Below are 21,002 nucleotides of genomic sequence, written 5' to 3' on the forward strand. Positions count from 1 at the left end.
CGAATGAAAAACGTCAGCAGCGCCAGCCCGGACCCGGTGGCCCGACATTGTCACCGCGTTTCGAAGGCACTATACCAGAATTCGCTTGGGAAAGTCTCTATAGGGAACCTGCGCGCCGTATCTTGATCCCCATAGAAATCAGAATCACACGCATTTTATCGATGTTATCGACACCACACCCATCAGGCTCAGGGACTGGTTCACCGCCATGACAGCACGAATCTTCAAACCGGCAAAAAATGCGATGCAGTCCGGAGCGGCGAAGACCAAGGCGTGGCAACTCGACTATGAACCTGAGCAGCCCCGGGTGATCGAGCCGCTGATGGGCTGGACCAGCTCCGGCGACATGAAGCAGCAGGTCACCCTCCATTTCCATACGAGGGAAGACGCCGTCGCCTATTGCGAGCGAGAGGGCATTCCCTATCAGGTGCTCGAGCCGAAGGAATTGCAGCCCCGCGTGAAGGCCTATGCGGACAATTTCGCGTTCCGCCGCCCTGAGCCCTGGACGCACTGAACCGTCCTTGCGGCTCCCGTCCGCCGGCTGGACCAGCGGCTTTCCCATGCGAGGCCTTTGGGAAAATGCCCGGGGAATGTCCTGAACAAGACATTCCCGCCCTGCGTCCTACCTTAAGCAAGGCCGTCCCGCCTCAGGCCAATCCCCGCAATATCGGCGCAAAAGTTGTGGTTGCAATCGGCCGCCAAGCAGTGACACCTTGAAGATCAAAGCCGCCCCGGACAGAGGCGGAAGCAAGCAAGATCAAAACGTTACGCGGCAGGAAACGATGGCACTTCGCTCCGGACTCGATCCCAAATCGTCCGATTTCACGCGCAATGCGGAAGCGATGCGCGCCCTGGTCGCGGACCTCAAGGACAAGCTCTCGCAGGTCGCCGGCGGCGGCGGGGAGGCCTCTCGCGCCAAGCACACGGCGCGCGGCAAGATGCTGGCGCGCGAGCGCGTCGATCTGCTGATCGACCCCGGCACGGCGTTCCTGGAATTCTCGCCGATGGCGGCCTATGGCCTGTATGGCGGCGCGGTGCATTCCGCCAGCATCGTCACCGGCATCGGCCGCGTCGCGGGGCGTGAATGCGTCATTGTCGCCAACGACGCCACCATCAGCGGCGGCACTTATTATCCCATGACGGTGAAGAAGCATCTGCGCGCGCAGGATATCGCGCGGCAGAACAATCTGCCGTGTATCTATATGGTGGACTCCGGCGGCGCGTTCCTGCCGCAGCAGGACGAGATTTTCCCCGACGAGAAACACTTCGGCCGCATCTTCTACAATCAGGCCAATATGTCCGCGCAGGGCATTCCGCAGATCGCCATCGTGATGGGATCGTGCACCGCCGGCGGCGCGTATGTACCCGCGATGTCCGATGAGAGCATCATCGTGCGCAATCAGGGCACCATCTTTCTCGGCGGCCCGCCGCTGGTGAAAGCGGCGACCGGCGAGGTCGTCACGGCGGAAGAACTCGGCGGCGCGGACGTCCACAGCCGCCATTCCGGCGTCACCGATCACTACGCGCAGAACGACAGCCACGCCATCGGCATCGCGCGGCGCATCGTCGGCAACCTCAATCCGGCGACGTCCTCGGCCACCGGCCTGCGGGAGCCGCGCGACCCGCTGTTCGATCGCGAGGACATCTACGGCGTGGTGCCTGCCGACGCGCGCAAGCCATTTGATGTGCGCGAGATCATCGCGCGCATTGTGGATGGCTCGGAGTTCGAGGAATTCAAGAAGCTCTACGGCACGACTCTGGTCTGCGGCTTCGCCCACATCTGGGGTTATCCGGTCGGCATCATCGCCAACAACGGTATCCTGTTCAGTGAAAGCTCGCTGAAGGGCGCGCATTTCATCGAACTGTGCTGCCAGCGCAATATCCCGCTGCTGTTCCTGCAAAACATCACCGGCTTCATGGTCGGCAAGAAATACGAGGCCGGCGGCATCGCGCGCGACGGCGCCAAACTGGTCACGGCGGTGGCGACCGCATCGGTGCCGAAGTTCACCGTGGTAATCGGCGGCTCCTACGGCGCCGGCAACTATGGCATGTGCGGCCGCGCCTACAGCCCGCGCTTCCTGTGGATGTGGCCGAACGCACGCATCTCGGTGATGGGCGGTGAGCAGGCCGCCACGGTGCTGAGTACGTTGCGCCGTGACAACATCGAGGCCAAGGGCGGCGAGTGGTCGGCCAAGGAAGAAGACGCCTTCCGCAGCCCCATCCGCGAGCAGTACGAAACCCAAGGGCATCCCTACTACGCCACGGCGCGACTATGGGACGACGGCGTGATCGATCCTGCCGATACGCGCCTGGTGCTCGGCCTTGGCTTGTCGGCGGCCGCGAATTCCCCGATCGAGCCGCCGAAGTTCGGCGTGTTCCGGATGTGACGCGGAGCAGGCCATGAGCAACCTTGTCCGCATCGAACGCGACCACGACGTGGCGCGTGTCACGCTGAACCGCCCGGAGTTGAACAATGCGCTTAACAGGGCGCTGATCGAGGCGCTGCGTGCCGCGTTCGAGAATATCGCCGCAGATCGCTCGATCGCGACGCTGGTGCTGGCGGGCGAGGGCAAGAGCCTCTGCGCCGGGGCCGACATCGGCGCGATGCGCGAAGCGGGCAGCTATACGCGCGACGAGAACATCAAGGACGCGCTGCCGCTGGTGCGGATGTTGTCCGCGCTCGACCGCATGCCGCAGACCACGGTCGCGCGGGTGCAGGGGCCGATCTATGGTGGCGGGGTCGGCGTGGTCGCGGCCTGCGACATTGCGATAGGTTCTTCCGAAGCCACGTTCTGCCTGTCCGAAGTGCGGCTCGGCATCGTCCCCGGCATGATCAGCCCCTACGTGCTGCGCGCCATCGGCGAGCGCACCGCGCGGCGCTATTTCCAGACCGCGGAAGTGTTCGACGCACGGGAAGCCCGCCGCATCGGCCTGCTGCATGAGATTGTCGCGGCTGAGGCACTGGACGAGCGCATCGCGAAAATGCTGAAGCAGTTGAAATCCGCCGCCCCCGGTGCGCGCAGCATCGCCAAGAAACTCGCCGGTGATATCGCGGGCCGTCCTATCGATGAAGCTCTGATGACCGAGACCGCGCATCTGATCGCGGATATCCGTGCGAAACCCGAGGCCCGCGAGGGTCTCTCCGCATTCCTTGAAAAGCGCAAACCGTCGTGGACCTGATCCGATGAACGCCAAAGCCGTCACCAAGTCCGGAGCAAGCGCGTTGTACCGACGGTTCGGCACCTTGCTGATCGCCAATCGCGGCGAGATCGCCTGCCGCGTGATCAGGACCGCGCGCGCCATGGGATTGCGAACCGTCGCGGTTTGCTCCGAAGCGGACGCCGACGCGCTGCATGTAGCGATGGCGGACGACGCCGTGCTGCTCGGACCTGCGCGGGCCCGCGACAGCTATCTCAACATCGACCGCATTCTCGAAGCCGCACAGAAGACCGGCGCGGAAGCGATCCATCCCGGCTACGGTTTCCTCTCCGAGAACGCGGACTTCGCGCGCCGCTGTGCCGAAGCAGGCATCGTGTTCGTCGGTCCGACCGCCGAAATGATGGAGGCGATGGGTTCGAAGTCGGGCTCCAAGGCGCTGATGGAAAAAGCCGGCGTGCCGCTGGTACCCGGTTATCACGGTGAGGCGCAGGACGAGAAAACGCTCGCCGATGCGGCGAACAAGATCGGTTTTCCGGTTCTGGCAAAGGCATCCGCCGGCGGCGGCGGGCGCGGCATGCGCATCGTCCGCAGCGCGGATGAACTTGCGGCGGCCATCGTCAGCGCCAAACGCGAGGCGCTGGCAGCCTTCGGCGATGACCGCATGCTGATCGAGAAGTTCGTGCAGAACCCGCGCCACATCGAGGTGCAGATTGTCGGCGACAGTCACGGCAATCTGGTGTCGCTGTTCGAGCGCGAATGCACCCTGCAGCGCCGCCACCAGAAGGTGATCGAGGAAGCGCCGTCGCCGACCCTCGGACCGGAGCAGCGCGAAGCGGTCTGCGCCGCGGCGCGAAAGGCCGCAGGCGCAGTGAACTATGTCGGCGCAGGCACCATCGAGTTCGTGTCCGACGGGAAAGAGGTGTTCTTCATCGAAATGAACACGCGGCTTCAGGTCGAGCATCCGGTGACCGAACTCATCACCGGCGTCGATCTGGTGGAATGGCAGTTGCGCGTCGCGTTCGGCGAAAAGCTGCCGCTGGCGCAGGATCAGATCAAGTTGAATGGCCATGCTATCGAAGCGCGCGTCTACGCCGAGAATCCGAACAAGAATTTCATGCCCTCGGTCGGCCGTATCCGCACGTGGCGCACGCCAGATGAGGTGGACGGGTTGCGCATCGACGCCGGGTACGGCGAAGGCAAGACCGTCTCGCCGAACTACGACGCCATGCTGGCCAAGCTGATCGCATGGGCGCCGACGCGCGACCTTGCAATTTCACGGCTCAATCGCGGGCTGGAAGAGACCGACGTTCGCGGCATCGTCACCAACATTCCGTTCCTGTCGGCGCTGATCACGCATCCGGATGTACGCGCCAACCAGATCGATACCAGCTTCATCGAGCGCGAACTGGCGAAGCTGACACCGGCGGAAGCTGCGTTGACCGAGCTTGAGCTGGGCGCGGCCGTCGCGGCCATCCTGCGCAGCGAGGAGATCGCGGCAGGGGCTGATGCTAGGTCACCGTGGCGGGCTGCGTCGGGCTGGACCGCCGTCGGCGCGCGCCAGCGCAGTTTCGTGTTCCGGCAGGCGGACGGCGAGCGCAAGGTGGCGCTGCACTATGGCAGCGGGCCGTCGACGCTTGCAATTGACGGGCGCGAACTGACCTTCGCAAGTTCGCCGTCCGCGCGCGGCGGCCTCGATGTTGTGCTCGATGGCGTCAAGCACCACGTTTCCGGACTGCTTGACGAGCACGAGGTCTACGTCCGCACCCGCAATGGACGCTTTGAATTCCACTGGGTCGATCCGTTCGGTACCGAGGACGAGGAGCAGGCCGGTGCCGACCGCGTTGTCGCGCCGTTGCCCGGCACAGTGGTGGCGCTTCTGGTCGAGGAGGGCACATCCGTGGAGAAGGGTGCGGCGATCCTGACGCTGGAAGTGATGAAGATGGAGCAGACGTTGCGCGCGCCATTCGCGGGCATTGTGAAAGAGTTGAAGTGCAAGGTCGGCGACATCGTGCAGGAAGGCGTCGAACTCGCCGAGATCGAACCCAAGGCATAACTCGAGGCACAGGTTCATGAGCGATCAGGTCCGCATCGTCGAAGTCGGCCCGCGCGACGGGTTGCAAAACGAGAAGACGCCGGTGAGCGCCGAGGCGCGGATCGCGTTCATCGAGAACCTGGTCAAGGCGGGCCTGCACACCATCGAGGTCGGCAGCTTCGTGTCGCCGAAGGCGATTCCGCAGATGGTCAATTCGGATCAGGTGCTGCGCGCGGTCGACCATCATCCCGGTTATGAATTCCACGTCCTTGTGCCGAACGAGAAGGGCTATGAGGCCGCGAAAGCCGCGGGCGCGAAGGTGATCGCGGTGTTCGCCTCGGCGTCGGAAGGTTTCTCGAAGGCCAACATCAACTGCACGGTGGCGGAATCCATCGAACGTTTCGTCCCGGTGATCGAGCGAGCGAAGGCCGACGGCATCAGGGTGCGCGGCTATGTCTCCTGCGTGCTCGGCTGTCCCTATGACGGCGAGGTGAAACCGTCGGCCGTGGTCGCGGTGACCAAGAAGCTGTGGGATCTCGGGTGCTACGAGGTCTCGCTCGGCGACACCATCGGCGTCGGCACGCCGTCGAAGGCGCGGGCTTTGCTGCGCGCGGTCGCAGCGGAGGTGCCGATGCCAAATCTCGGCATGCACTTCCACGACACCTACGGACAGGCGCTGGCCAATCTGTATGCGGGGCTGGAAGAAGGCGCGCGGGTGATCGATTCCGCAGCGGGCGGCCTTGGCGGCTGTCCCTACGCGCCGGGTGCGACCGGCAATGTCGCGACGGAAGATGTGGTCTACATGCTGGAAGGCATGGGGATTGCGACCGGCGTGGACATGACGCAGCTTGTCGCCGCCACCAACGGCATCGCGCAGGTGCTCGGCAAGCCTCCGGTCAGCCGCGTGGCGTCGGCACTGAATGCCAAGCGGAACTGATTCAGGCCCCGTCGCCGGATCGGGCAGCCCGTCGAGACACCGGGCTGTAAAATCATTTTCTGCCCCGTGTAACAAAACCGGTCCGTCACCGAATATCGAAAAGCGACCTTCGTCGCATTCAGATAACCGGCTTCAAAGGACCATGCTCATGGCACGCACCTCACGTCTCGCGCTCGGCACTGCCGCTTTCATCTCCCTCGGTCTCGCCTTCGCACCTGTCGCTTTCGCTCAGGACAAGATGTCCAAGGACGGCATGAAGAAGGAAGACAGCATGTCGAAAGACGGCATGAAGAAAGATGCCATGAAGAAAGACGGAATGAGCAACGATGGCATGAAGAAGGATAACATGAAGAAGGACGAGATGAAGAAGTAAGCCGTCTCGTCGTTTCTGTTTTCCAACGACAGCAGGCCCGTCCGTCCGGACGAGCCTGCTGTTGTCAGATATGCAATGGACCGTGGTCGGACTCCGCGAGAATATCCGTCCGGCGTTACTTCTTTTTCTTGCGCGCAGCGTAGCGCGCATCGCGCGCCGCCTTCTGCTCGGCCTTCAATGCGGCTTCCGCAGCTTCCTTCTCGGCCTGGAGGCGGAGCGCCTCGGCGACGGCCAGCGCAGCGAGTTCTGCTTCGCGGGCTTTCTTTTCGGCCTTGGCGGCCTCGCGCAGCTTCTGCGCTTCCGCGCGCGCGGCGGCCTGCGCCTGCCGTTCCGCAGCCTTCTTCAGGACCTCGGGATCGTCGGGACCCGGCTTGGCCTTGAACTTCTCGAGAATAGACTTTCTGGCGTTCTGCGCGGCGGCCTGGCGGTCGGCAAAACTCGGCTCCTTAAAACCCATCGGGTAGATATCTTTCTGTGGCGTGACGTTGATTTGGCGCGTTGTAGCAGATTTTTGGGAAATGTCCGGTCTTTGTCGGCCTGCCGGCCAATTGAAAAAAGCTGAGACAACGGCGCTGAAAATGCCGGTCCAGTGTGGCCTTTCAGGGACGGGAAGGGACGAGGCTGGCTGGAACCCGTTGGTGAATCACATCCTTATCGGATGCTCACGAACGTACCCCAGACGGCGACAAGACCGGCTCCGATCAGGACGTAGACCGGGTGCCGGCAAAACGTGTCGCCGTAGGTGCACATGGTGGAGCCGAAGCGGCCCAGTTGACCATGATCGGCGGCGTAGAACAGGCCGGACAAGGCCACTAAAAGACCGGCGACAAAGTACATTTTAACGCCCTTCCTCCACGCAGACAGGGCTGCGGCTGGTGACCCGAGAGGCCACCATTATTCAGCGATAACGGTTTCGATCGCTTTAATGGCCTGCTGAACGGCGGCGATATCGCGTATTTTCTGCATGCTGACCGCCGGGCCGGCTGTCTGCAATTCCAGCACCAGTTCGCGTCGCCGCTCTCTCATATAGATGAGGGGCAGCCGGTGATCGGATGCTCCAAAGGCGTCCAGCGACAACGGCAAAACGTCCGGATCTGTCATTGCACACTCCGCGTGATTTGAGCCAACCCGACGAAGGTGAGGGAAAAATACTAAATCACCGGCGCGGCAATCGGTTGGATTTTAAGCGCCCGGGAAACGGCTCGTTCAGAAGCGGATGTGCGCGCTGTAATTGAAGGCTGGCGATCCCGACAGGATTCGAACCTGTAACCCGCGGAGTAGAAATCCGCTACTCTATCCAGTTGAGCTACGGGACCGGTGGGCCTCTCATACCATCCTGATCGTGAAAAAACCGCCACCCCGGCACAGAAATTTCTGAACCCTTTGCCCTGACGCCGCGACAAACCGCCGGGGTGTGCCGAAAGGTTTGGTATGTATCCGCGTTGCCGTCGGCGCCTCCCGGCCTAAAGTCCTGATGCCGCCGGATCAATGGTCCGGTACCGCCTTTAGCCTTCGGGTCCGGATGTCGCGCCAAATCTTTCGAGCCGCTATCGATACGACCATGAGTCCGTCACGATTCGCGCATTGTCTGTATTTCTCTATTTCAAGGCGGCCTTGGCAGGTCGGCAGGGAGTTTTCATCATGATTGGTCTGGTTCGCGCCATTTCGGTTTGCGCCACGCTGGCGCTCGGCCTCGGCTCAGTGCACGCCGCCGACAAGGCGTTCAAGCGAGATGATCTGGCGGACGCGGGCGTGCGGCTTGAGGCCCAGATCAAGACCGAGGCCGGGATCATCAACAAGACCGCGGCGACCTTGAAGTCCGACACCGACGCGGCCTTCAAACGCAATGACTTGCGCGGCGCTCTTCAGCTTCTGGGACAGACCGCAGCCGTGGCCCCCGAGGACAGCGGCAACTGGCTGCGGCTGGCCAAAACCGTCTTTCAGATCCGTCCGGCGGACAGCCGGGAGCGGACCTTCTTCTACGAACGCGCTTCCACCGCCGCCTATATCGCCTACCAGCGCGCCGCCAACGCAGGCGAGGAAGCCGATGCGCTGGCGGTGCTGGGCAATGCCTTGGCCGAGCGGAAGCTGTGGCGTCCCGCGCTCGATGCGCTGCGCCTGTCGCTCGACCAGAAAGAGGTCGCCGAGGTACGCGGCCAGTACGAGAAACTGCGCGATGACCACGGCTTCCGGCTGATGGACTACAGCGTGGATTCGGACTCGGCGTCGCCGCGCGCCTGCTTCCAGTTCTCCGAAGACCTCGCCAAGCGGGCGGACTTCAATCCGTTCGTGGCACTGGCTGGCGCTGACAGCCCGGCGCTGACCTCGGAAGAGAAGCAGTTGTGCGTCGAAGGCCTCAAGCATGGTGAGCGCTACACCATCAACCTGCGCGCCGGCCTGCCGTCCACCGTCAAGGAGACGCTGCCGAAGTCCGCGGAGTTCAACATCTACGTCCGCGACCGCAAGCCGTTCGTGCGGTTCACCGGCCGCGCCTATGTGCTGCCGCGCACCGGCCAGCGCGGCATTCCGCTGGTCAGCGTCAACACGCCCTCGGTGTCGGTGAACATCTTCCGGATCGGCGATCGCAACCTGATCAATTCGGTGCTTGGCAGCGATTTTCAGCGCAGCCTGTCGAGCTATGAGCTGTCCGATCTCGGCAACGAGAAGGGCGTCAAGGTCTGGACCGGCGAGGTCGCCACCGCGACGACGTTGAACGCCGACGTCGTCACCGCGTTTCCGGTCGATCAGGCGGTCGGCGAAATGCAGCCCGGCGTTTATGTGATGACGGCGGCCGCGAAGGGACCGGGCTCGTCCGGCGACGACGATTCCAGTTCGCTGGCGACCCAGTGGTTTATCGTCTCGGATCTCGGGCTCACTGCCTATTCCGGCAATGACGGCATCCACGTCTTCATCAATTCGCTGGCGAGCACCGAGGCGACGTCCGGCGCAGAAGTCCGGCTGGTGTCGCGCAGCAACGAAATTCTCGCCACCCGCAAGACCGACAGCGCGGGCCATGTGCTGTTCGAGGCCGGGCTGGCGCGCGGCGAGGGCGGCCTGTCCCCGGCGATGCTGTCGGTCTCCGGCGACAAGGGCGACTACGCTTTCCTCAACCTCAAATCCAACGCGTTCGACCTCACCGACCGCGGCGTGTCGGGACGCACAGTGCCTGCGGGACCGGACGCCTTCGTCTATGCCGAGCGCGGCGTCTACCGCTCCGGCGAGACGGTGTATCTCACAGCGCTGCTGCGCGACGGCAAGGGCAACGGCATAACCGGCGCGCCGCTGACGCTGGTGGTCGAGCGCCCTGATGGCGTGGAATTCCGCCGGGTCGTGGTGCCGGATCAGGGCGCGGGCGGGCGCAGCCTGCCCCTGCCGCTGAATTCGGCGGTGCCGACCGGCACCTGGCGGGTCCGGGCGTTTACCGATCCCAAGGCCCCGTCAGTGGGCGAAACCACCTTCATGGTCGAGGATTATGTCGCCGATCGGATCGAATTCACGTTAACTTCCAAGGTGAAGCAGGTCACTGCTGAGGCTCCTGCAGAACTTGAGGTTGATGGCCGCTTCCTTTACGGCGCGCCGGCTTCCGGCCTCGCGCTGGAAGGCGACATGCTGGTCGCCACGGCATCGGACCGTCCGGGGTATGCCGGCTACAAGTTCGGTGTTGCGGACGAGGAAACCTCCAGCAATGAGCGCACCCCGCTGGAAAACCTCCCCGAGGCCGACGCCAACGGCAAGGCAACCTTCAAGGTCAGCCTGCCCAAGCCGCCATCGTCCACACGTCCGCAGGAAGCACAGATATTCGTCCGCATGGTGGAGAGCGGAGGCCGCGCGGTCGAGCGCAAGCTCACTATTCCCGTTGCGCCGGCTGGCGACATGATCGGCGTCAAACCGCTGTTCGCGGACAAGAACGTGGCCGAAGGCGATCCGGCCAATTTCGACGTGGTGTTCGTGGCGTCGGACGGCAAGGCGCTGGCGCGCAGCGGGCTGCGCTACGAACTGCTAAAAATGGAGTCGCGCTATCAGTGGTACCGGCAGGGCTCGTCCTGGGATTATGAGCCGGTGAAATCCACCAAGCGCGTGGCCGATGGCGAAGTGAATGTGGCCGCCGACAAGCCGGCGCGGATCACGGTCGCGCCGCAGCCGGGCCGCTATCGTCTGGACGTGAAGTCCACCGACAACGACGGCCCGGTCACCTCTGTGCAGTTCGACGTCGGCTGGTATTCCGACGGCAGCGCCGATACGCCGGACCTCCTGGAAACCTCCATCGACAAGCCGGAGTACAAGTCCGGCGACACCATGGTCGTCTCCGTCAATGCGCGCAGCGCGGGCAAGCTGACCATCAATGTACTGGGCGACCGGCTGCTGACGACCCAGTCCACGGACATCAAGGAAGGCCAGACCAAGGTCAATCTCACTGTTGGGAAAGACTGGGGCACCGGGGCCTATGTCGTCGCCACGCTGCGGCGTCCGCTCGATGCGGCCGCGCAAAGGATGCCGGGCCGTGCCATCGGTCTGAAATGGTTCGGGATCGACAAGGGCGAGCGCACGCTCAAGGTCTCGCTGACGCCGCCCGCGCTGGTGCGTCCGGGCACGCAACTGAAACTGCCAGTGAAGATCGAAGGTCTCAACCGCGGGGAGGACGCCAAGATCGTCGTCGCGGCGGTCGATGTCGGCATTCTCAATCTCACCAACTACAAGCCGCCCGCGCCGGATGATTACTATCTTGGCCAGCGCCGCATGACCTCCGAGATCCGCGACCTCTACGGGCAGTTGATCGACGGCATGCAGGGCACGCGCGGCCAGATCCGCACCGGCGGTGACGGCGCAGGCGCCGAACTGCAAGGCAGCCCCCCGACGCAGAAGCCGCTGGCGCTCTATTCGGGCATCGTCACGGTCGGCGCCAACGGCACGGCGGAAGTCACCTTCGACATTCCGGAATTCGCCGGCACCGCGCGCATCATGGCGGTGGCCTGGTCTGCGACCAAAGTCGGCCGCGCCAACACCGACGTAACGGTACGCGATCCCGTCGTGCTGACGGCGACGCTGCCGCGCTTCCTGCTCAACGGCGATCGCGGCTCCATGAACCTCGATCTCGACAACGTCGAAGGTGCTGCCGGCGATTACGTCATCAGCGTCAAGACATCCGGCCCCGTGAAACTCACCGGCAACCCGGCGACCACCATGCGGCTCGCTGCGAAACAGCGCAGTACCGTCGCGCTGGCCATCGACGCATCGGGCGGAGCCGGGCAGGCGGCGCTCGATGTCGATATCAAAGGGCCGAACGGATTGACGCTGGCGCGGCACTACGCACTCGACGTCAAGGCGGCCACGCAAATCCTCGCGCGGCGCTCGGTGCGGACGCTGGCGAAGGGCGAGAGCCTGACGCTGACCTCCGACATGTTCAGCGATCTCGTGCAGGGCACCGGCGGTGTGCAACTGTCCGTGGGTCTCTCCACGGCGCTCGACGCTGCGACCATCCTGAAAGCGCTGGACCGCTATCCGTTCGGATGTTCCGAGCAGATCACCAGCCGTGCCATGCCGCTGCTTTACGTGAACGATCTTGCGGCGGAGAACCATCTGGCGCTCGACACCGCCATCGATCAGCGCATCAAGGACGCGATTGATCGCCTTCTCGCACGGCAGGGTTCGAACGGATCGTTCGGGCTGTGGTCGGCGGGCGGCGATGACGCCTGGCTCGATGCCTATGTCACCGACTTCCTGACTCGGGCTCGCGAAAAGGGCTTCGCCGTACCGGACATCCTGTTCAGGACGGCGCTGGATCGCATCCGCAACTCGGTGGTCAATGCCGACGAGCCGGAGAAGGACGGCGGCCGCGATCTGGCCTACGGCCTCTATGTGCTGGCGAAGAACGGCACGGCTCCCATCGGGGACCTGCGCTATCTCGCCGATACCAAGCTGAACAACATCGCAACTCCCATCGCCAAGGCACAGTTGGCGGCGGCGCTGGCGCTGGTCGGCGACCGCGCCCGCGCGGAGCGGGTCTATGCGGCTGCGGTCAACAGCCTCAATCCGAAACCCGTTCTGGAATTCGGCCGCAGCGATTACGGCTCGTCGCTGCGTGATGCTGCGGCCCTGGTCTCGCTCGCCAGCGAAGGCAGCGCGCCGAAGGCGACGATCAGCCTCGCGGTCGAACGTGTCGAGGCGGCACGCGGTCTCACGCCCTACACCTCGACGCAGGAGAATGCGTGGATGGTGCTGGCGTCGCGCGCGCTGGCAAAGGAGGCCAACAGCCTCGTCGTGTCCGTCAACGGCGAGGCAGCGAAGAACGCGGTCTATCGCAACTATCGCAGCGCTGACATCGCCGCCAAGCCGGTCACCATCACCAACACCGGCGATACGCCGGTGCAGGCGGTCGTTTCAGTCACCGGCGCACCGGTCACTCCGGAACCTGCAGTCGCCAACGGCTTCAAGATCGAGCGCAATTACTTCACGCTCGACGGCAAGCCCGCCGATCCGTCCAAGGCCAAGCAGAACGACCGCTTTGCAGTCGTGCTGAAGATCACCGAGGCCAAGCCGGAATACGGTCAGATCATGGTGGTGGACTATCTCCCGGCAGGCCTGGAGATCGACAATCCCAAGCTGGTGTCGTCCGGCGACAGCGGCACACTCGACTGGATCGAGGACGGCGAAGACCCGCAGAACACCGAGTTCCGCGACGATCGCTTCAATGCAGCCATCGAACGCGCGAGCGATGACACTGCCGTGTTCACGGTGGCCTACATCGTGCGCGCGGTGTCGCCCGGCAAATACGTTCTGCCGCAGGCCTATGTCGAGGACATGTACAATCCCTCGCGCTACGGCCGCACCGGCACCGGAACCGTCGAGGTGACGAAGACAAAATGAGCGGGAAGGCCGACCATAACGCTCGGGTCGCCGGGGCAAGTTCTCCGGTCGTCCCGGCGCAGGCCGGGACCCATCACCCCTGTCAGGGAATGATGGAGCGGGATGTTGATCAATCTCGCTCAACGGACGATGGGCCAGTGGTTATGGATCCCGGCGTTCGCCGGGATGACAAGGTGAGAGGCTGGCGGACTATTCGGACACTGGTGGCCTCGGCTGCTGTCGTGCTGATCGCTGGACTTGGTGCCGCCGCCCTCTGGATCGCCTCCCTGCCGCCGCTGCCGTTCGAGCAACCGAAACAAGTCTCTACCACCATCGTGGATCACAATGGCAAGCTGCTGCGCGCGTTCGCGATGGCGGACGGGCGCTGGCGGCTGTCGGCGCAGACGAAAGATGTCGATCCCGGCTATCTCCATCTGCTGCTGAACTATGAGGACCGGCGTTTCCGCTCGCATATCGGCGTCGATCCGCTGGCGATGGGCCGCGCCGCATTCCAGCTTGTGACGCGCGGACATATCGTGTCGGGCGGCTCCACCATCACCATGCAGGTGGCGCGGCTGATGGAGCCACGGCAGGAGCGGTCGGTCGCGGCCAAGCTGCGCCAGATGGTGCGCGCGATCCAGCTTGAGCGGAAACTCTCCAAGGATCAGATCCTCGATCTCTATCTGACGCTGGCGCCGTTCGGCGGCAACCTTGAAGGCGTGCGCGCCGCCTCGTTCGCCTATTTCGGCAAGGAGCCGAAACGGCTGTCGCTGGCGGAATCCGCGCTGCTGGTGGCGCTGCCGCAATCGCCGGAAACGCGCAGGCTTGATCGTTACCCCGATGTGGCGCGCGCCGCGCGCGACCGTGTGTTGTCGCGCATGGTGGAGGATGGCCGCGTTTCCGCTGACGACGCAAGGCACGCCAAACTTGAAGCCGTGCCGCGGCTGCGCAAGCCGATGCCGCTGCTGGCGCCGCATGCGACCGATCAGTCGCTGGCGATCATGAAGAACGAACAGCGCATCCAGCTCACGCTCGATTCCACCATCCAGAAAGCGCTGGAGCAGCTGGCGAAGGACCGCGCGCTGGCGCTCGGGCCGGACGTGTCCATCGGCATCCTTGCCGTCGACAATGAAAGCGGGGACGTGCTGGCCCATGTCGGCTCGTCGGATTATTTCGACACGCGGCGCGCAGGGCAGGTGGACATGACCCGCGCGGTGCGCTCGCCCGGCTCGACGCTGAAACCTTTTATCTACGGTCTCGCCTTTGAGGATGGCTTCGTGCATCCGGAAAGCCTGATCGAGGACCGGCCGATCCGCTACGGCTCTTACGCGCCGGAAAATTTCGACATGACATTTCAGGGCACCGTCACCGTCCGCAAGGCGTTGCAGATGTCGCTCAACGTGCCGGCCATCGCGCTGCTCGATCGCGTCGGTTCAAGCCGATTGACCGCACGCATCAAGCAGGCGGGCGGCAACCTGATCCTGCCGAAAGACGAAACGCCCGGCCTTGCCATGGGCCTCGGCGGCGTCGGCGTCACGCTGCACGATTTGGTAAAGCTCTATGCAGGTTTCCCGCGTCAAGGTGATACGGTGTCATTGCGGGAAATCGTGCGCGCTGACGACAAGGCCGAGCCTGAGACGCGCCGGCTGCTCGATCCGTCCGCCGCATGGCTGGTCGGCAACGTGCTGATGGGCACGCCGCCGCCGGACAACGCGCCGCATAACCGCCTCGCGTTTAAAACGGGCACCAGTTACGGCTACCGTGACGCCTGGTCGGTCGGCTTCGATGGCCGCATGACCATTGGTGTCTGGGTCGGCCGCCCGGACGGCGCGCCGGTTCCGGGGCTGACAGGTCGCACGGCGGCCGCGCCGATTCTGTTCGACGCCTTTGCCCGCACCGGAAAGCTTCCCATGGCGCTGGCCAAGGCGCCGAAGGGCACGCTGATGGCGAGCAATGCCAAATTGCCGTTGCCGTTGCGCCGGTTCCGGCCCGCAGGCGATTTCGTCCGCACCGGCAGCGAGCAGGTGTTGCGGATCCAGTTCCCGCTCAACGGCTCCCGCATCGACGCCGCCGGTAGCGGCGAGGCGGTCCCGTCGGCCATGCCGGTCAAGGTGGCGGGCGGGGTGCTGCCGTTGACCATGATCGTCAACGGTGTCGCGGTCGGGAACATCGATAGCCGCCGCCAGCGGCTGATCGATCCGCCGGGCCCCGGCTTCGTCCGCCTGACGGTGATGGATGCCACGGGCGCGGCGGACACAGTCGTCGTGAGAATTCAGTAGGGCCGGTCCAAGCTGTTGTCCGGGTGGCGGTTTCAGCGTATGCGGAACCGATGGCTGAGACCTACCCAAGACCCAGATTTGGCGCTCCGCGCGAGCCGGTTGAACAGAAAAACCCGGGCAGCGGACTCGCGCGCGTGATCGATTTTGCGGTCGGCAGCCATACCCGCACGGTCGCCCTCCTGATACTCGTCGGGTTGCTGTTTTTCCTGCCCGGCTTTTTCAACATTCCGCCGGTCGACCGCGACGAAGCGCGTTTCGCGCAGGCGACCAAACAGATGGTTGAAAGCGGCGATTTCGTTGACATCCGTTTTCAGGATGAGGTGCGCTACAAGAAGCCGGTCGGCATCTACTGGGCGCAGGCTGCCGTGGTGGAAGGCGCATCGGCGCTCGGCCTGCCGCGCGCGCAGGTCCGCATCTGGCTCTATCGCATTCCTTCGCTGATTGGTGCCATCGGCGCGGTGCTGCTGACCTACTGGACGGCGCTCGCCTTCGTGACGCGGCGCGGCGCGCTGCTGGCCGCTCTCATCATGTGCAGCTCGATCCTGCTCGGGGTCGAGGCGCGTCTGGCCAAGACCGACGCCATGCTGCTGTTGACGACGACCGCCGTGATGGGCGCGATGGCGCGCGCCTATCTGTCGTGGCAGCGCGGAGATGACTCGCCGCAGCCCTGGCGATGGGCTGCGATCTTCTGGACCGCGATTGCGTGGGGCATTCTGCTCAAGGGTCCGCTGATCCTGATGTTCGTCGCGCTCACCGTGATCGCGCTCGCAATCATGGACCGCTCGGCGGCGTGGCTGTGGCGTCTGCGTCCCGTATGGGGACTGATGTGGACGCTGGTGCTGGTACTGCCGTGGTTCGTCGCGATCGTTCTCAAGGCCGGCGACACGTTCTTTGCGGATTCACTTGGCGGCGACATGCTGAGCAAGGTCGCCAGCGCGAAGGAATCGCACGGCGCGCCGCCGGGACTTTATTTCCTGCTGTTCTGGCTCACGTTCTGGCCGGGCGCGACGCTGGCGGGCATGGCGGCGCCTGCGGTCTGGCGCGCGCGGCGCGAGCCCGGCGCACAGTTCCTGCTGGCATGGCTGGTGCCGGCCTGGATCGTGTTCGAACTCGTCATCACCAAGCTGCCGCACTATGTGCTGCCGCTCTATCCGGCCATTGCCATTCTGATCGTCGGCGCGCTGGAGCGAAACGTGCTGTCGCGTTCGGCGTGGATCGTGCGCGGATCGGCATGGTGGTTCGCTGTGCCGCTGATCATCACCGTTGCCTGCATCATCGGCGCCATCGTGCTGCTGCGGCAACCGGAGTTTCTGGCATGGCCGTTCGCCGCAGGCGCGCTGATCTTCGGGCTTTTCGCCTGGTGGATGTTCGACGACTACCGCGCCGAACGCTCGCTGCTGAATGCCGTCGGCGCATCGTGGTTCATGGCGGCGTGCATTTATGGCGTGGTGGTACCTTCGCTCGCGCCGCTGTTTCCGAGCGTGCAGATCGCCCGTGCGCTCCGCAATGTGGAATGCGTCGGCCCGGCCGCGGCCGCAGCCGGTTTCCAGGAGCCGAGCCTTGTCTTCATGGTCGGCACATCGACCGTTCTGACCAACGGGTCCGGCGCGGCGGACTTCCTGCTGCAGGGGAGCTGCCGGTTCGCGCTGGTGGAATGGCGCGAGGAGCGCGCCTTCGCGCAGCGCGCCGAAGCCATCGGCCTGCGTTACAACGCCGGCGCCCGCATCGACGGTTATAACTTCTCGCAAGGCCGCGCGATCTCGGTCGCCGTCTTCCGCTCCGAAGGCACCGAATAAATGGCCGTCGAAGCAGGCGGCGTTCATCGGACCGGCTATCTGCCCCGGTTAGGCTTCGTCGCATGGCAGTCGGTGATGCGCCTCGTGCACGCGCCGTCGCATTCCCGCCGCGCCGAGGCCCGCCGCGCGCTGGCCCGGCGCTGGCTGGGATTGTCCGTGCTGACCGCGCTCGTCATTGGACTTCTGATGTTCGCGGTCGACGTTGCGACCATCAAACTGATGCCGCCGCGCGGCACCGCCAGCCTTTGGCCGCTGCGCTACTTCACCGATCTGGGCAAATCGGAATACGTGTTGTGGACGCTCGCGGCTGTACTTTTGGTCCTGCTGCTGATCCTGCCACGATTGAACGGCACATCGCGCTCGGTGCTGATCGCGTTCGGCGTGCGCATGCAGTTTATCTTTTTCGCCGTGCTGGTTGCCGTTCTGACCAGCGAAGTCCTGAAATACGCCATCGGCAGAAGCCGGCCGTTCGTCGGCGGCGACGCCAATGCGTTCTATTACGAACACTTCTCCGGAAGTCCGGCGTTTGCGAGCCTGCCGTCCGGTCATGCGACCACGGCGTTCGCACTGGCCTTCGCGGTGTCGGCGGTGTGGCGAAAGGCGACGCTTGTCATGTTCGTCTATGCGGTGCTGATCTGCCTCAGCAGGATCGTGCTGCTGGCGCATCATCCGAGCGACGTGGTCGGCGGCGCACTGACCGGCGTCATCGGTGCGATGTTCGTCCGATACTGGTTCGCGGCCCGCCGCCTTGGCTTCAAAATCGGCCGGGACGGGTCGATTTATCCCCTCGCAGGGCCATCCTGGCCCGCCCTGAAAAGGGTTGCCCGCGAGGCGTTCGCGCCATAAGAAGCGGTCGCCCCATGCGGCGATTTGACCGCATTTCCGGGCGTTTGGACCCCATCGGTATATGAGCGATCAAGCACCAAATTCCGGCCTGCCGGCCCCCGACGTATCGATTGTGGTTCCGGTCCGCAACGAGCAGGACAACGTCGCGCCGCTGATCGCGGAGATCGCGGCGGCGCTCGATGGCCGCTGGGCCTACGAGATCGTCTATGTCAACGACGGCTCGACCGACGCGACCGGCGAACGGCTCGCCGCCGAAATGCGCGTGCGGAAAAACCTGCGCCAGATTCGTCATGCCGCCTCGTCGGGACAATCCGCTGCCGTCCGCACCGGCATCCGCATGGCGCGCGGCAAGATCGTCGCAACGCTCGACGGCGACGGCCAGAACAATCCCGCATTTCTTCCGGCTTTGATCGAAGCCATCGAGAAGGGCGGCGACAAGGTCGGGCTCGCCGCCGGTCAGCGTGTCGGCCGCAAGGACACCGCCTTCAAGAGATTCCAGTCGCGCACGGCCAACCGCGTGCGCAATGCGATCCTGCACGACGGCACTCGCGATACCGGCTGCGGCCTGAAGGCGCTGCGCCGCGACGTGTTCCTCGCCTTGCCGTATTTCGATGGTCTGCATCGGTTTCTTCCGGCGCTGGTGCGCCGTGAAGGCTTCGATATCGTCTATGTCGATGTGATCGACCGGCCGCGGCACTCCGGCGTGTCGAACTATGGCTTCTTCGACCGGCTGTGGATCGGGATCATGGATCTGGCCGGGGTGTGGTGGCTGATCCGCCGCAAGAAATCGACGCCGGTGGCGACGGAGGTGGTGTGATGCTGATTCACTTTGGCCAGCAGCTTGGCGACTACCTCTACGACGTGTTCGTTGCAAAGTTCGACTTCTGGCTCGCGTTCGGCCTGATCGCGCAACTGGCATTTACAGCACGGTTTCTCGTGCAGTGGATTTCCAGCGAGCGCGCCGGCCAGAGCGTGGTGCCGATCGCGTTCTGGTTCTTCTCGATCGCCGGTGGCTTGATGACCCTGATCTACGGCATCGCCAAGCGCGAGCCGGTCATCATCCTCGGACAGGGACTGGCGACGATCATCTACGTCCGCAACATCATGCTGATCGTGAAGAACAGGGGCAGGGGCTCGAAGGTCGAGAAGACCTGAGGTCTTTGGAAGATGCGCCGTCACCCTGAGGTGCCGTAGCGAAGCGGAGGCATCGAAGGGCGGCGGCGCTATCGCGGACAGTCATCCTTCGAGGCTCGCCGAAGGTGGCTCGCACCTCAGGATGACGAGCCGTATCGCGACACTATCGCCGGCTACTTCGCCGCGTTGAACGCCTCAAAGCCGCGCGCCAGATCCGCTTTCAGGTCGTCGAGATTTTCCAGACCGATGTGGAAGCGCAGGGTCGGACCGCCGGGATTCCATGCGGTCGCCGTGCGATAGGACGAACAGTCGAACGGGATCACCAGACTCTCGAAACCGCCCCACGAATAGCCCATCCCGAACAGTTTCACCGTATCGAGCAACGCGTCCACGGCCTGCTTCGATGCCGGCTTCAGCACGATGCTGAACAGGCCGGTGGCGCCGGTGAAATCGCGTTTCCAGATCGCGTGACCCGGATCGCTCTCGAGAGCAGGGTGGATCACGCGAAGAACCTCCGGCCGCGCGGCGAACCAGTGTGCCATATCGAGGCCCGCCTGCTGATGATGCGCGAGGCGGACAGCCAGCGTGCGGACGCCGCGTAACGCCAGAAACACATCGTCCGGACCGGCGCAGACGCCAAGCAGGCGGATCGCCTCTGTAATCAAGGGCCATGTCTTTGCATTGGCCGAGATCGTTCCGAACATGATGTCGGAATGTCCGCCGAGATATTTCGTCGCCGCCTGGATGCTGATGTCGACGCCCTGATCCAGCGAACGGTGAAACAGCGGCGTCGCCCAGGTGTTGTCGTCGACAACAAGCGCGCCTCTGGCATGCGCGACAGCGGCGATGGCGGGAATGTCCGGCATCTCGAACGACTGCGACCCCGGCGCTTCGACCAGAACGGCCTTGGTGTTCGGCTTGAACAGCTTCGCGATCCCGGCGCCAATCAGCGGATCGAAATAGTCGGTCTCGACACCGTAGCGCTTCAGCAGGCTGTCACAAAAATTCCGCGTGGGACGATAGGCGCTGTCGATAACGAGCAAGTGATCGCCCGCCTTGAGAATCGCCAGCAGGGCCGTGGAGATCGCCGCCACACCGGACGGTGCAAGACCGACGCCGGCGCAGTTCGGCCCTTCGAGGGTCATCAGCGCCTGCTGCAGCGCCTTGGTGGTCGGCGTGCCGTGGCGGCCGTACTGAAACTCGCCGCGATGCGCATGCAGATCGTCCGCGGTTGGATAAAGCACCGTGGAGCCCCGCACGACGGGCGGATTGATGAAGCCCTTTTGCGCGACAGTATCGCGGCCGGATGTCACCAGTTCGGTCTGCGGATCGAGTCGCAGGGAAGAGCCATCGTCTTTGGGGAGAATCATGTGACGTTCACTTGTGAGAAGACATCTTGCCGCAGAGGCAGCGTTGCCCGGTAAAAGGGCAATGGATTGTTTATAAGGTATGCTCAGTAAGCTGACCGCAATGGCGGACGTCAACCCCTTGACCCGTCGCGCCCGGCGTTCTGTTATGCAGACCAGATATTTAGAAGCCGTTCCGTGCGCTTGTGCAGGATCGTTTTATCTCGCGCGACGTTGTCCGTCGCCGGCGCCGAACC

16 protein-coding genes and 1 tRNA gene are annotated in these 21,002 nt (G+C 64.0%); 12 read left to right on the plus strand and 5 right to left on the minus strand.

Going from position 1 to position 21,002, the window contains the following annotated elements; genetic code table 11:
• Window positions 1-208: 208 nt before the first annotated feature.
• From LVY71_RS12250 to LVY71_RS12275, 6 genes are all read left to right on the plus strand, one after another.
• The gene (locus LVY71_RS12250) at window positions 209-514 is read left to right on the plus strand and encodes an ETC complex I subunit (protein WP_235100168.1); all 306 of its coding nucleotides are present in this window, start codon (window positions 209-211) and stop codon (window positions 512-514) included.
• Between the two features lie 268 nt (window positions 515-782).
• A complete protein-coding gene (locus tag LVY71_RS12255) occupies window positions 783-2,387 on the plus strand; it encodes a carboxyl transferase domain-containing protein (protein ID WP_235100169.1) in 1,605 nt (534 codons plus the stop codon).
• 13 nt (window positions 2,388-2,400) lie between these two features.
• The gene (locus tag LVY71_RS12260; protein WP_235100170.1) at window positions 2,401-3,180 is read left to right on the plus strand and encodes an enoyl-CoA hydratase/isomerase family protein; all 780 of its coding nucleotides are present in this window, start codon (window positions 2,401-2,403) and stop codon (window positions 3,178-3,180) included.
• A gap of 4 nt (window positions 3,181-3,184) precedes the next feature.
• Window positions 3,185-5,212, plus strand: coding sequence for an acetyl/propionyl/methylcrotonyl-CoA carboxylase subunit alpha (locus LVY71_RS12265; protein WP_235100171.1), 2,028 nt, complete (start codon window positions 3,185-3,187; stop codon window positions 5,210-5,212).
• A gap of 16 nt (window positions 5,213-5,228) precedes the next feature.
• A complete protein-coding gene (locus LVY71_RS12270; RefSeq protein ID WP_235100172.1) occupies window positions 5,229-6,128 on the plus strand; it encodes a hydroxymethylglutaryl-CoA lyase in 900 nt (299 codons plus the stop codon).
• A gap of 148 nt (window positions 6,129-6,276) precedes the next feature.
• The gene (locus LVY71_RS12275; RefSeq protein ID WP_235100173.1) at window positions 6,277-6,501 is read left to right on the plus strand and encodes a pentapeptide MXKDX repeat protein; all 225 of its coding nucleotides are present in this window, start codon (window positions 6,277-6,279) and stop codon (window positions 6,499-6,501) included.
• A 115-nt stretch (window positions 6,502-6,616) separates the two neighbouring features.
• Here LVY71_RS12275 and LVY71_RS12280 read toward each other — a convergent pair whose 3' ends face one another.
• The 4 genes from LVY71_RS12280 to LVY71_RS12295 all read right to left on the minus strand — a co-directional run bounded on the left by LVY71_RS12280 (window position 6,617) and on the right by LVY71_RS12295 (window position 7,817).
• Entirely contained in the window at window positions 6,617-6,958 is a 342-nt protein-coding gene (locus LVY71_RS12280) for a DUF6481 family protein (protein WP_235100174.1), read from the minus strand.
• 194 nt (window positions 6,959-7,152) lie between these two features.
• Window positions 7,153-7,338: a hypothetical protein gene (locus LVY71_RS12285; RefSeq protein WP_235100175.1), complete on the minus strand. Its 186-nt coding sequence runs from the start codon at window positions 7,336-7,338 to the stop codon at window positions 7,153-7,155.
• Window positions 7,339-7,395: 57 nt separating this feature from the next.
• Complete coding sequence (locus tag LVY71_RS12290; protein ID WP_235100176.1) at window positions 7,396-7,602, minus strand: hypothetical protein; 207 nt, start codon at window positions 7,600-7,602, stop codon at window positions 7,396-7,398.
• Between the two features lie 138 nt (window positions 7,603-7,740).
• A tRNA-Arg gene (locus LVY71_RS12295) sits at window positions 7,741-7,817 on the minus strand.
• A 325-nt stretch (window positions 7,818-8,142) separates the two neighbouring features.
• Between LVY71_RS12295 and LVY71_RS12300 the strand changes: the two genes are divergently transcribed.
• From LVY71_RS12300 to LVY71_RS12325, 6 genes are all read left to right on the plus strand, one after another.
• Window positions 8,143-13,365 carry an alpha-2-macroglobulin family protein gene (locus LVY71_RS12300; protein WP_235100177.1) on the plus strand — a complete coding sequence of 1,741 codons (5,223 nt, stop codon included), beginning with the start codon at window positions 8,143-8,145 and terminating at the stop codon, window positions 13,363-13,365.
• 143 nt (window positions 13,366-13,508) lie between these two features.
• Window positions 13,509-15,623 carry a penicillin-binding protein 1C gene (pbpC, locus tag LVY71_RS12305; RefSeq protein ID WP_235101478.1) on the plus strand — a complete coding sequence of 705 codons (2,115 nt, stop codon included), beginning with the start codon at window positions 13,509-13,511 and terminating at the stop codon, window positions 15,621-15,623.
• Window positions 15,624-15,673: 50 nt separating this feature from the next.
• Window positions 15,674-17,419 (plus strand): ArnT family glycosyltransferase, encoded by a 1,746-nt coding sequence (locus LVY71_RS12310; protein ID WP_235100178.1) that lies wholly within the window; start codon window positions 15,674-15,676, stop codon window positions 17,417-17,419.
• A complete protein-coding gene (locus LVY71_RS12315; RefSeq protein ID WP_235100179.1) occupies window positions 17,420-18,265 on the plus strand; it encodes a phosphatase PAP2 family protein in 846 nt (281 codons plus the stop codon). It abuts the gene before it with no gap.
• A 61-nt stretch (window positions 18,266-18,326) separates the two neighbouring features.
• On the plus strand, window positions 18,327-19,082 hold the full coding sequence (locus LVY71_RS12320) for a glycosyltransferase family 2 protein (RefSeq protein ID WP_235100180.1): 756 nt from the start codon (window positions 18,327-18,329) through the stop codon (window positions 19,080-19,082).
• Complete coding sequence (locus LVY71_RS12325; protein ID WP_235100181.1) at window positions 19,082-19,420, plus strand: lipid-A-disaccharide synthase N-terminal domain-containing protein; 339 nt, start codon at window positions 19,082-19,084, stop codon at window positions 19,418-19,420. The genes LVY71_RS12320 and LVY71_RS12325 overlap by 1 nt, the downstream gene beginning before the upstream one ends.
• A 152-nt stretch (window positions 19,421-19,572) precedes the next feature.
• Here LVY71_RS12325 and metC read toward each other — a convergent pair whose 3' ends face one another.
• A complete protein-coding gene (metC, locus tag LVY71_RS12330) occupies window positions 19,573-20,769 on the minus strand; it encodes a cystathionine beta-lyase (RefSeq protein ID WP_235100182.1) in 1,197 nt (398 codons plus the stop codon).
• Window positions 20,770-21,002 lie beyond the last annotated feature (233 nt).

Origin of the sequence: Bradyrhizobium sp. G127 (assembly GCF_021502575.1) — a bacterium.
Lineage (GTDB): Bacteria > Pseudomonadota > Alphaproteobacteria > Rhizobiales > Xanthobacteraceae > Afipia.